The 12235-nt window shown below is 66.1% G+C and carries 12 protein-coding genes; 9 read left to right on the forward strand and 3 right to left on the reverse strand.

Annotated elements, in window-relative coordinates:
• The first annotated feature begins 410 nt into the window (after window positions 1-410).
• Together thrC and C493_RS10035 are read left to right on the forward strand one after the other, a co-directional pair.
• Complete coding sequence (gene thrC, locus C493_RS10030) at window positions 411-1682, forward strand: threonine synthase (RefSeq protein WP_007259312.1); 1272 nt, start codon at window positions 411-413, stop codon at window positions 1680-1682.
• 644 nt (window positions 1683-2326) lie between these two features.
• A complete protein-coding gene (locus C493_RS10035; protein WP_049889281.1) occupies window positions 2327-3226 on the forward strand; it encodes a transcription initiation factor IIB in 900 nt (299 codons plus the stop codon).
• 32 nt (window positions 3227-3258) lie between these two features.
• Here the strand turns inward: C493_RS10035 and C493_RS10040 are convergent, their stop codons facing one another.
• Window positions 3259-3714: a hypothetical protein gene (locus tag C493_RS10040; protein WP_007259314.1), complete on the reverse strand. Its 456-nt coding sequence runs from the start codon at window positions 3712-3714 to the stop codon at window positions 3259-3261.
• A gap of 224 nt (window positions 3715-3938) precedes the next feature.
• Between C493_RS10040 and C493_RS10045 the strand changes: the two genes are divergently transcribed.
• From C493_RS10045 to C493_RS10055, 3 genes are all read left to right on the forward strand, one after another.
• Window positions 3939-5480: a globin-coupled sensor protein gene (locus tag C493_RS10045; protein WP_086009963.1), complete on the forward strand. Its 1542-nt coding sequence runs from the start codon at window positions 3939-3941 to the stop codon at window positions 5478-5480.
• A gap of 49 nt (window positions 5481-5529) precedes the next feature.
• Window positions 5530-6582, forward strand: a complete 1053-nt coding sequence (locus C493_RS10050; RefSeq protein WP_049889283.1) for a phosphatase PAP2 family protein — start codon at window positions 5530-5532, stop codon at window positions 6580-6582.
• An 87-nt stretch (window positions 6583-6669) separates the two neighbouring features.
• Window positions 6670-7281 carry a GNAT family N-acetyltransferase gene (locus C493_RS10055; protein ID WP_007259317.1) on the forward strand — a complete coding sequence of 204 codons (612 nt, stop codon included), beginning with the start codon at window positions 6670-6672 and terminating at the stop codon, window positions 7279-7281.
• A gap of 5 nt (window positions 7282-7286) precedes the next feature.
• Here the strand turns inward: C493_RS10055 and C493_RS10060 are convergent, their stop codons facing one another.
• Window positions 7287-7973 (reverse strand): haloacid dehalogenase type II, encoded by a 687-nt coding sequence (locus tag C493_RS10060; protein WP_007259318.1) that lies wholly within the window; start codon window positions 7971-7973, stop codon window positions 7287-7289.
• A 110-nt stretch (window positions 7974-8083) separates the two neighbouring features.
• Here C493_RS10060 and thiE point away from each other — a divergent pair, with 110 nt between their 5' ends.
• From thiE to C493_RS10075, 3 genes are all read left to right on the forward strand, one after another.
• Entirely contained in the window at window positions 8084-8752 is a 669-nt protein-coding gene (gene thiE / locus C493_RS10065) for a thiamine phosphate synthase (RefSeq protein WP_007259319.1), read from the forward strand.
• Window positions 8745-9602, forward strand: a complete 858-nt coding sequence (gene thiM / locus C493_RS10070) for a hydroxyethylthiazole kinase (protein WP_007259320.1) — start codon at window positions 8745-8747, stop codon at window positions 9600-9602. Before thiE ends, thiM begins: the two co-directional genes overlap by 8 nt.
• An 86-nt stretch (window positions 9603-9688) precedes the next feature.
• Complete coding sequence (locus tag C493_RS10075; protein ID WP_007259321.1) at window positions 9689-9961, forward strand: DUF7553 family protein; 273 nt, start codon at window positions 9689-9691, stop codon at window positions 9959-9961.
• A 26-nt stretch (window positions 9962-9987) separates the two neighbouring features.
• Here C493_RS10075 and C493_RS10080 read toward each other — a convergent pair whose 3' ends face one another.
• Window positions 9988-10623, reverse strand: a complete 636-nt coding sequence (locus C493_RS10080; RefSeq protein WP_007259322.1) for a hypothetical protein — start codon at window positions 10621-10623, stop codon at window positions 9988-9990.
• A gap of 175 nt (window positions 10624-10798) precedes the next feature.
• Here C493_RS10080 and C493_RS10085 point away from each other — a divergent pair, with 175 nt between their 5' ends.
• A complete protein-coding gene (locus C493_RS10085; RefSeq protein WP_007259323.1) occupies window positions 10799-11992 on the forward strand; it encodes a polysaccharide deacetylase family protein in 1194 nt (397 codons plus the stop codon).
• Window positions 11993-12235 lie beyond the last annotated feature (243 nt).

The following is a 12235-nucleotide window of genomic DNA, read 5'->3' on the forward strand; positions in this document are numbered from 1 at the left end:
CTTGAGTGCGGGTTGGAACCTCGAACGCCACGCTCGGCGGAAATCCGATGGTCGGATTCCACGTCCTTCAGGGCGTGGAGGAGGTCAATTGTGATAGTCGACCGCTCAGATATGATCGTTCTCCTGAAGGCAGTCGAGTGCGAGTGCACAGGAGCCGACTCGTCGGCGGAGTAGCGATCGCGAGAATCGTATGGTACGTCCGGGAACCAAGCGGTGCAACGACGTATCGACCCGCTCGGTGGGGAGCGCGATACTCGTCGTCCTCGCCGGATACGTCTCCGAGCGGACGGTCGATGGACGTGAACGTCTGGATCGAGTTGCCCCACGACTCGCCACACGGCACCCCTCGAGAGCGGCGCGGACCGACGAACCCACGTCCTTTTTCTCCCTCCCACCCCTCTCGAGGGACAATGAGCCTCAGTCTCTCCGCTGATCAGCCGGACGTACCCGCCGACGCCGACGACGGCGTCTGGCTCGAGTGTATCGAGTGCGGCGAAACGTTCGCCCCGTTCGACGACGTCCGCTACACCTGCGACGAGTGCGACGGCCTCCTCGAGGCCCGCTACGAAGAGTTGCCGACGTTCGAGGACTTCGAGGGCGAAGCGCCGGGCGTCTGGCGCTACAGCGCCGCCCTGCCGTTCGACGAGGGCGTCTCCATCCAGGAGGGTAACACGCCGCTGTACGAGGTACCCCGACTCGAGGACGATCTCGGCGTCGAGGCGCTGCGGATCAAACACGAGGGGATGAACCCGACGGGCTCGTTCAAAGACCGCGGGATGACCGTCGGCGTCAAGGTCGCGAAGGAACTCGGCGTCGGCCGCCTCGCCTGCGCGTCGACGGGCAACACGAGCGCCGCGCTGGCCGCCTACGGCTCCCGCGGCGGGATGGAGACGCTCGTGCTCCTCCCCGCCGGGAAGGTCGCCGCCGGAAAGATCGCCCAGGCCAGCCTTCACGGCGCCCGAATTCTGGAGGTCGACGGCAACTTCGATGCCTGCCTCGACATCGTTCAGGAACTCGCGGCGGACGGCGAGGCCTACCTGCTGAACTCGCTGAACCCGTTCCGGCTCGAGGGCCAGAAGACGATCGGCCTCGAGATCCTCGAGGGCTTCCTCGCGGACTACGACGCCGTCCCGGATCGGATCGTCCTCCCCGTGGGGAACGCGGGCAACACCTCGGCGCTGTACAAGGCCTTCCGCGAACTCGTCCAGGCGGGCGCGCTCGCGGAGGACGACGTGCCGAAGCTCACCGGCGTCCAGGCCGAAGGCGCGGCGCCGATGGTCGAGGCCATCGAGAACGGCGCCGACGAGGTTCGCCGCTGGGAGGACGTCGAGACGCGCGCAACCGCGATCCGGATCGGCAACCCCGTCAACGCGCCGAAGGCCCTGCCCGGTATCCGCGAAACCGGCGGCACCGCCGTCTCGGTCACGGACGAGGAGATCACCGACGCCCAGCGCGACCTCGCGGGCGAGGGGATCGGCGTCGAACCCGCTTCCGCGGCCTCCGTCGCCGGCTTGCGAAAGCTCCGCCGCGAGGGCGTCGTCGGCGACGACGAGCGCGTCGCCTGCCTGACGACCGGCCACCTGCTCAAAGACCCCGACGCCGCGGCCGCCGCGGGCGCCGATCCGGAGCCGGTGCCGGCGGATACCGACGCCGTTCTGGCTCACCTTCAGGACGCCGAGTGACGACGCAGGGACGGTTCGGATACGTCCCGATACAGCGCCTAATGTTCGACTGTCTGACGATTTTCTGGCCGTCTGTGATACCCGATCACATGGGAGCCGAACGAGGACCGTCCGACGAGACGCCCGCTACCGACGACCGCTTGCGAGCGACCTCCTCTCCTCACCGGACGAGCACGATACACCGTATCGCACCGCCTCATTCCCTCGAGAGTGGCGATCGCGAGTCTTCCTCGAGCGGGCGCTATAGTAGCCGCTGACCGTCACTGCACACCTGATCGCCCGACGGACGCGCGGCGCGAAACGGAGTGAGCGCCGCGGAACCGCGACCGGGGAGAGACGACCCGTGAGCTGTGCGAGCAGTGTGGAACTCGTTTCAGTTGTTACGATAGCGACGAGCGAACGGCGTCGGCAGGCCGTGATCGATCGGTACGAGACGCTGCTCGCGGCCCGGGACGATCGAACCGAGGGAGGCGTGGCGACCGACGAGCGGACGCCGTCCGTCGTCCGGCGACTCCTCGAGTTCTGAGGCGGTCCCGGCTCCGCCATCGTCAGTGGTCACGCCACCATATAGTTAATTCTTCTTCGATAACCTATATTTTAAATACTGTTAGGAATCTAACCAGTTATGAAGGACGTACTTACCAATGGTGGATGCCGATTCAGTTACCGTCTGTCCCGAGTGCGAGGGCAGGTTACGGACCAGTGGTGCCGAAACGACCTGTGAAGACTGTGGGCTCGTTACTGCTGTGGATGCGATCGACCGCGGTCCGGAGTGGCGTTCGTTCGACGACGACGAAACTGACCGTCGCCGGACCGGCGCCCCCCTGACGCGGTCGCGACACGACCGCGGGCTCTCGACCGAGATTGGCTTCGGATCAGGGTCGAACGACGACTACAGGGCTCGATTGAGCGGACGGAAGCGCCGACAGATCGCCCGGTTGCGCCGCGAGCACAATCGGTCGCGAATCTCGTCGAAAGTCGAGCGAAACCAGGTCTACGGTTTCGCCGAGATACGGCGCGTTAACGCGTTGCTCTCCCTTCCTGATTGCATCCGCGAACAGTCTTGCTCGCTCTTCGAGTCCGCCCAGTCCGAGGGGTTGTTACAGGGACGGTCCCTCGAGGGATTCGCCGCCGCCTCGCTGTACGCGACCTGTCGAGCGCGCTCGCTGCCGCGAACCGTCGAAGAGATTACCGCCGTCGCTCGCGCGGACGAAGGTGAGCTTACCGCTGCCTACGACGCGCTCAACCGCGAACTCGGACTCCCGACGGGGCCGATCGATCCGACTCAGTACCTCCCACGATACGCCTCGAAACTCGGGCTCGAGACGCCCATCGAAAAACGCGCTCGAGCGCACGTCTCGGAGTTACTGCAAGCGGGGCTCGTCGTCGGCCGAAATCCGAGCGGAATCGCCGCAGCCTGCCTCTACAAAGCCGCCGGCGAGCGCGAGGAGTGGCCGGCGGTCACGCAGGCGGCCGCGGCCGACGTCGCCAACGTGGCGCCGGTGACGATTCGCTCGACGGTCGTCAACTTACGAGAGTTATAGCGAGCGAGGGCAGACTCGATCCCGCGCCGTGTTCAGAGTTCGATCGTGTAACTCGTGACCGCGTCCGATTCGTCGACGGTAACCTCGACCTCGAGTTCGTCGTCACCGCCGTCCGGGTTGACGATGTCGCGTACCGCCGCCTCGGGCCGGGGTGCGAGCGCCGACGGGAAGACGAGTTCGACCGTCCCGTCGACGTCGGGGCCGTGGCGTTCGGCCGTCGCCCGCACGACCGATTCGTCTTCGAAGTGGACGGTCACCGCGAGCGCCGGTCGCGTCGCCGATTCGGGCTCCGGATCGGATTCGAACGTGACGGCACGGACACCGTCGTCGCGCTCGAACGCGCGTCGGTTCTCGCTCGGTAGCGACGCGTCGTAAGACTCCTCGAGGTACGTCTCGAGCCGTTCGACGGACTCACTCTCGAGTGCGGCCTCGGCGAGTGCGTCGGCCTCGGCGTCCGAGAGCGCCGTCAGTCGCTGGTGGTCGTCCATATCGGTCGCCAGACCGAGCGAACCGAAAAGCCTTGGCGTCGCTATCGCTGCGTGCGACGTGCGTTGGCCCAGATATCGCCGCTGGCAACCGACCGCCGACGGCGCGGCCCCGGTGATCGGACGGCTGAAACCGCACAAAGTGTGGAATCGTGGGATTTGATCGCACGGCAGAGGGCGTATTCGGCCAGTGAGTATAACGGGGTGGTGTCGCAACGTCCATGCGAATGAGGTCTGGGGACGACGAGATAACGGCTGCAGTACGACGGCGCGTCGACGGTGCACAGTTGATCGACGAGATCGGCATCGACGGACGCGAAATCGAGTGGCGCAAGGAGTTTACGGGCTTCGACGACGACGACCGACGACGTCTTCGAGAGATCGAGCCGGTCGTCGAACCGGCGATCGACGGGACGGTCGACGCCTTCTACGACACTCTCGAGTCCTACGACGAAACGCGAGAGATCTTCGGGCGATCGTCGAAGTCAGTCGATCAGCTCAAACAAACCCAGCGCCAGTATCTGGAGGGACTGTTCGACGGCCAGTACGGCCGGTCGCACTTCGACAACCGTGCCCGGATCGGGAAGATCCACGATCTGCTCGATCTCGGGCCGAAGATCTATCTCGGCGCGTACACCGTCTTCTACGAACACCTGATCGACGCGCTCGTCGAGGATCTGAAGGCGGACCTCGCACGACCCGACGGCGGCGCGGTGGCCCACGCCGATGCCGGCGAGGCACTGACCGGACCGGACGCGCTGGACGAGCTGGCGGCGCGGACGAAGACGCTGCTGACGGTCATGAACCTCGACCAGCAGGTCGCGATGGAGACCTACATCCACTCCTACAGCCAGCGACTGGACGACGTCATCGAGAACCAGGAGACGCTGATGAAACGGGTCAGCCGGGAAGTGCAGGAACCGATCGAGGACCTCGAGTCGTCGGTCGACGACGTCGCCGATAGCTCCGAGGCGATCAGTCGGGAAGCCCGCGCGCAGGCCGAGTCGATGGAAGACGTGACAAGCGAACTGACCGACATGTCGGCGACGGTCGAGGAGATCGCGTCGACGGCCGAAGAAGTGGCAACCACTAGCGCACAGGCCGAAGAGCGAGCCGAAGAAGGACGGGAGGCGGCGACCGAAGCGATCGAACTGATGGAAGTGATCGACGAGTCGACGGCCGAGGCTGCAGACGACGTCGCCCGACTCGAAGAGCGGATCGACGAGATCGACGGGATCGTCGAGGTCATCAACGACATCGCCGATCAGACGAATCTGCTAGCACTAAACGCGAGTATCGAGGCGGCGAGCGCCGGCAAATCCGGCAAACGGTTCGCCGTCGTCGCCGACGAGGTCAAATCGCTGGCCGAGGAGTCGAAAGAACACGCGAGCGAAATCGAGCAAATGGTCGACGACATCAAGACCGACAGCGCGAACGCGGTCGAGAGCTTAGAGGAGACCACGCGACAGATCGACGAGGGAATCACACAGGTCACCGACGCGATGGACACGCTTCAGGACATCGCCGAGTCCGTACAGGAGGCTTCCCACGGGATCAAAGGCGTCTCCGACGCGACCGACGATCAGGCGGCGAGTACCGAAGCGGTCGCCTCGATGGTCGACGACCTGCTGGAGCAGTCGGAACGCGTCGCCGACGAGATCGAACAGGTCGCCGACGCCAACGAGGACCAGGCCGCGACGGTCGAGGAGATCAGTTCGACGGTCACGCGCTTGGCCGAGGAGCGATCGAACGACCGACTGAACAGGTGACCGGTCTCGAGCCGATACCGTTTACTGACTAGTTCCCGTGCTGAACGATATGTCTAGAGGTATCAATGAATTCGAACCGATCCAGGCGGTGATCCCCGAGTGGGCGGCGATTCTGGTCGCGCTGCTCACGCAACTCGGTGACGTCTGGTTTCTGGCGCTCCTCGTCGGTGCCGTCTACTGGTTCGCGTCGAACAGACGCGAGGACGCGATGGTCGTCGTCGGCCTCACGTTAGCCGGCCTCTCGCTGATCACGGCCCTGAAACACGTCTTCGCGCTCCCCCGTCCGGGCGAGCCGCTGGTCGCGCTCGAGGCGCTCCCCGGACTCGTCCAACCGCTGTACGAAACGACGGCGATGGCCAGCGGCTACGGCTTTCCGAGCGGCCACGCCCTCATGACCACGGTCGTCTACGTCACGCTCGCGCGGCGTCTCTCGATCGGAACGTTCCGGACGCGACTCGCCGTCAGCGCGACGGTCATTGCACTCGTCGGACTCTCGCGGGTCGCACTCGGCGTCCACTATCTCGTCGACATCGTCGCCGGCGTAGCCGTCGGCCTGACGTTTCTGTTCGTCGCCGAGCGGCTGCTCGCCCGGTACGCGGACGACCAGGGGACGGTCGCCCTCTCGCTTGCGGTCGTCGTGAGTGCGCTTTCGCTTCCGACGACGGGTCTCGACCCCGACGCGGTGCTCCTGTTCGGTGCCTCGCTCGGGGCGTTCGCCGGCTGGCAACTCGTCGCGCTCGGCCGAGATGCGTTCGCCGCCGACCGCCCGTCGACGGCGGCCCGTCCGCTCGCCCTCAGGGGAACGCTCGCGGCCGCAGCCTTCGCACCGCTCGTCGCCGCCCTCGAGTACTTCGAGGTGCTCTCCCTGCCGGCTGCCGGCGGCGCGCTGGGACTCGCGTTGGGTGCGTTCGTGACGGTTCCCGTACTTCGCCACTCCGAGCGGGCGACTCGAGTCTGGACATCGCTGATCTTCTGGCTCGCGGTCCTCGCGTTCGGGATCCGACAGCTCTTCCGACCTTCGACCTGGCGTCGCGGCTACACCGTCGGCAGCCACTACGCGAGTCGGTTCGGGCGATGGGTTCGGACGCGAACGTCTGGCTGAACGCCGTACGCTTGCGTTCTGTGACTGTTCCAGCAGTCGAAACCGTCGAAACCGTACGTTTACCACGTCCCCCTCGAACGAACTCGTATGGAGTCCGAGTCACGGATCCGCCTCGCACGCCGCTCCGACGCGAGCGCGGTTCGCGACATCTACGCCCCGTTCTGTGAATCGACGCCGGTCACGTTCGAGGAGACGCCACCCGCCGCCGCCGAGATGGCCGACCGCATCGCGTCAACCCTCGAGACGTACCCGTGGCTCGTCTGCGAACTCGACGGCGAGGTCGTCGGGTACGCGTACGCGAGTCGGCTCCGGAAGCGACGAGCCTACCAGTGGACCGTCGAACTCTCGGTGTACGTCGCCGAGAGCGCCCGCCAGTCCGGCGTCGGCCGCGCGCTCTACCAAGCGCTGTTCGCCGTTCTCGAGCGCCAGGGCGTCCGCGACGCCTACGCCGTCACGACGGTGCCCAATCCCGAAACGGAGCGATTTCACGAGCGGCTCGGCTTCGACCGCTGCGTCGACTTTCCGGCGATCGGTTACACCGACGGTGACTGGTACGACGTCGCCTGGTGGCGCCGCCGGATCGGAGAGAAGGCGTCGGATCCGGAGCCGATCACGCCGCTTCCGGCGCTTCGAGAGCGACTCGACGACGCCGACTGGCACGGTCTCCTTCGCAGCGACGGGAACCGCCGCGAGCGATAGCCGTGTCACTCGAGTCGCGCGACCAGTTCGTCGAGTCCGTCACAGACGAGGTCGGGTTCGGCACCGAACGGATCCCACGGGTCACCCTTCCGATCGAGCCAGACGCCCTGCATTCCGGCGTTGCTGGCTCCCTGGACGTCGAACCACAGCGCCGAGACGTGGACGATTTCGTCGATCGGCGTTCCGGTCCGCCCCGCGGCGTGGCGGTACAGTTCGGGATCGGGCTTGAACGTCTCGAGTTCGTCGGCGCTGATGGTGTCCGCGAGCAGGTCGCCGATATCGGCCCGCTCGACCATCGACTCGAGCATCTCGGGATTTCCGTTCGAGAGGACGTAGCAGTCGTAGCCAGCCTCGGCCAGCCGTTCGACGCTCGCTCTGACGTCGTCGAACACCCGGAGTTCGTGGTACGCCGAGAGGATTTCCTCGCGTTCGTCCGCCGTCGAATCGACGCCGTGGGCCGCGAGGGCGTACTCGAGGGCGTCGCGGTTGACGTCGTAGAACGGTTCGTACGTCTCGGTGTGGTTGCCGACGAGGGTGTACTGCATCGACCGGCTGCGCCAGCGCCTCGAGATCGGTTCCGGGTCGTCGACGTCGGGATGGTCGGCCAGCGCGGTCTCGACCGCGTCAACGTCGACGAGCGTGCTGTAGGAATCGAACGTGACGGTGCTCGCGCGAGCTGGATCGAACGCCATGTGTGTAGCTTGCTACCACGGACCAAGAAGGTCGGAGTCCCGGAACCGACGGCGCGACGCTGTGGGACTGAACCACAGGCGCTTAGTGGCTCACCCTCGCCAGTTCGGACATGGACCCCTCGAGCTACGGTACCTACCTCGTCACCCAGCAATCGATCTCCGCGGGCCGGTCGACGATCGCCGTCGTCGAGGACGCGACCGCGGGCGGCGTCGACGTCGTTCAGCTCCGCGAGAAAGAGACCGAGACGCGCCGGCGCTACGAGGTGGGCCTCGAGCTCCGGGAGCTGACCGCCGAGGCGGGCGTCGATCTGATCGTCAACGACCGCGTCGACGTCGCACAAGCGATCGACGCCGACGGCGTCCACGTCGGACAGTCGGACCTCCCGGTCGCGGTCATCCGCGAACTGCTCGGTTCCGACGCGGTGATCGGCTGTTCGACGTCGACGGTCGACGAAGCTCGCGAGGCCGAGGCGGCGGGCGCGGATTATCTCGGCGTCGGCGCCGTCTACGGCACGTTCTCGAAGGACGTGGCCGACGACGAGGACGGGATCGGTCTCGAGCGAATCGCCGCGATCGTCGACGCGGTCTCGATCCCGGTCGTCGGTATCGGCGGGATCACGGCGGACAACGCGGGACCGGTCGTCGAGGCGGGCGCGACCGGCGTCGCCGTCATCTCCGAGATCACCGCCGCCGACGATCCGCGAGCGGCCACCGAACGGCTCGCTGAAACCGTCGAAACTGCGAAGGACGTAGAGGACGGATCGGTAGGTAATGAGTGAGTCACCACCCACTGATATTACCGGCGACGACCTCGCGGAATCCCTCGCGGCGATCGACGAGCGGTCGCCGCTCGTCCAGCACCTGACCAACGAGGTCACCATGAACGACGTGGCAAACCTCACGCTGCACTGGGATGCACTGCCGGTGATGGCCGACTCGCCGGGCGACGCCGGCGAGATGGCCGCCGGCGCCTCGGCGATCCTCTTCAATACCGGCCAGGTTCCGGCGGGAAAGGTCGAAGCGATGCACGAGGCCGCCGAGACCGCGGCCGCGAACGATATTCCCGTCGTCCTCGATCCCGTCGGCGTCGGCTCGACGCCCACGCGGGAGTCGGTCGCCGAGGAGCTACTCGAGGCCGTCGACTTCGCGGTCATCAAGGGTAACTACGGCGAGATCAGCGCGCTCGCGGGCGTCGAAGCCGAGGTGAAAGGCGTCGAGTCGGTCGGCGAGTACAACGAAATCGAGGACGCGGCGCGGTCGCTCGCCGAGTCGACCGGCGCGACGGTCGTCGCAAGCGGCGTCGCGGACGTCGTCGCCACCGGCGCGGGCGTCGTTCGGCTTACTGCGGGCCACGAGATGCTCGGCCAGGTCGTCGGCACCGGCTGCATGCTCGGTGGGACGATCGCCGCGTTCCACGGCGCCCTCGAGGACGCGACGACGGCCGCCCTCCACGGAACGCTCGCGTTCGGAATCGCCGGCGAACGCGCGGCCGAACTGGATTACAACGGTCCGGCGAGCTACGCGACGAACTTCCACGACGCGGTCGCCGGACTCGACGCCGAGACGGCCGCAGCGCTGGATCTCTCGGAGCGACTCGAGTCCGTCGAGTCCGTGGAGTCCGGTGAGTAGCGGACCGATATCGGCGTCTGCCGGAACCGTCCCGCACTCTCGGAACGAGTGAAACTGTTTTACTGCCGACGGGAGAACGCCACTCTATGGCACGAGAAAACCTCGAAGACGCCGCTACAACGCTGCAAGAGGCCGCCGACGCTGCGGCCGACGGCGAAACGCGCGAACGCCTCGAGAGCCAGTCCGAACAGTTCGCGGACCACGCAGCGGCCGACCGCGGCCCCGACCACGGAACACTCGCGCGCCACGAACACATCCTCACCGAAATCGCCGATCAGGAAGGAGGAGACGTCGCCGAGCACGTCGAGGACGCCCTCGAGTCGGTTCGAGCGTATCGATCGACCGTCGACGGCGTCTAGAACGGGTAGCGGTTAGCCGTCAGCCGTCAGCAGACCGGCTTTGGGTTCGCACCCAGCGCCTCCATGTTCTCGACGTACTCCTCGTAGGCGGTCTCGATCGCGCCGTTTGCGGCCTCGAGCGCCGCCTCGCGGTCGTCGGCATCGTCGCAGACGTCATCGAGCAGCGCCGTCGCGCGCTCGAGTTGGCCGTCCAGATCGTCGCCGAACTCGCGGAAGACGCCAGCCGTCTGCGGGTCGGCGTCGCCGACGAAATAGCCGACGACCTGCTCTTTCGAGTGCTTGCTCGCGACGATGCGTCCGACGAACGCGCCGGCGCGGTCGACCGTCGACTCGAGGCCGCGCAGGTACTCGTGAAGCGCGGGGACGGCTTCGGGTTCGTACTCGTCGGCGTCGAGGCGGTCACGGACGGTCTCGTAGTGGTCGCGTTCCTCCTCGGCTGTCCGCTCGAAGGCTTCGCGAGCGGCGTCGTGAGCCTCGTCGTCGGCCCACTCGAGAAACGTCTGCCAGGCGGCGTACTCGGCGTCGGCCGTCGCCTCGAGAACCGGCTCGGTGTCGATGTCGCCGCCGGTGTCGGCGTAGAGCGACTTCGAAGAGCCGAGTCGGGAGAGCGCGGTCTGGTTGGTTTCGCGAACGGTCTCGACGAACGACTCGGAGTCAACCATACCGACCGTTCGGTCGGACTCGAGTTAGGTCTGTCGAGCGACGGTTTCCACTCTCCTTGTCCGAGGGTCCATATCAGTAGCCTTGGCATTCTCCCGTCTAAGCACTGATTACTCCACCGAACTGAACACTAATCCGTTCATAACAATCACCCAAAGCCGACAGTCTTCGGTCGTAATGAAACGACGAGCATACCTCGCGACGGCGACGGCGGCTGCGGCTGCGTTTGCCGGCTGTTCAGAGATGACCGGCTCGAGCGACGACGACGAAAACGGCGGCGACAACGGCGACGAGAACGGCAACGGATCCTCCGACCCGATCGACGAGGAGCCGGGCTCGTTCGACGAGTTCGAAGACCTCTCGAAATGGCACGTCGAAGAGGGCGCCCTCGAGGCCGACGGAGAGCGCTACTACACCGGTTCCCAGTCCGCGCGGATGATCGCCGAAGAGGGCGACACGCGCGTGATGATCAAACGCGAGTTCGACTCGCCGCGCGATCTCTCGACCGAGTTCCCTTCGCTCGCGTTCGCGAGCGATACCGACCTCAGTGTGACCCTCCAGCTGACGGACACCGACGGCGACCGGCTGCTCCTGCGAACGAGCGTCACCGCCGATTCCGGGTTCGTTCACCGCAACTTCGGCCTCGACAGAGTCGAGGGCGAACCGGATCTGAGCTCGATCGAGCACACCAAGCTCTCGGTCTACGCCGGCGACCGCGAACTGTCCGTGTGGGCCGACGACTACCAGTTCGTCGAGCGTCCCGAGACCGGCAAAGTCCTCCTGCAGTTCCCCGACGAATCGGTCGCGCTCGACGCCGCTTCGACCGTCGCCGACTACGACGTCTCCGCGACGACGTTCGTTACCACCGACCGCGTCGGCGCCGAAGGCTACCCCTCGGTCGCCGCACTCGAGGACCTCGACGACGACGGCTGGACCATCGCCAGCAAGGGTGCGTCGACCAGCGACCTCACGCAGCTGAGCGAGTCCGAGCAGGAAGACCAGCTCACTTCCGCCGCCTCCTGGCTCGCGGACAACGGCTTCGAGAACAGCGTCTTCTCGTACCCGCTCAACCGGTACGACGAGACGTCTATCGAACTCGTCGACGAACACTACGACGTCGGCTTCGCCTCCGGCTACGCGGGCCACGGCTACCTCAGCAACGCCGCGCTCGCACCGCGGGCCACCAACCCCGAACCCGACGAGACCGACACCCTCCTCCGGTGGGCCGCCGACACCGGAACGATCGCGACGCTGTCGTTCCGCACGCTCGACGACCTCGAAGCCTCCCTCGAGATCATCGACGACCTCCAGAGCGAGGGCGACCTCGAGGTCATCTCGTCGACGGACCTGGCCGCCGACTACCTGAACTGAACTGTCGCTGACCGCCGACCCGTTGTCGGACGTGTCGATCGTTTTTTCGCGCCACCGCACTGAACGCTGCGTCGAGGCTGTATCGTCCGTTCCGTTCGATCGCCGCCACGACCACGACTCCCCTATACCGGTGTCGCATACAGCGGTGCGAGATGGCGCTCTGATCGTGATACATCTACGCGCTGGAGCCCCTGTGTATCGCGGCCGCGGTGGGAAATCGATTCTCAAGCTCCTCGTCGGCGG

The sequence above is a fragment of the Natronolimnohabitans innermongolicus JCM 12255 genome (genome assembly GCF_000337215.1).
Classification (GTDB): Archaea; Halobacteriota; Halobacteria; order Halobacteriales; family Natrialbaceae; genus Natronolimnohabitans; species Natronolimnohabitans innermongolicus.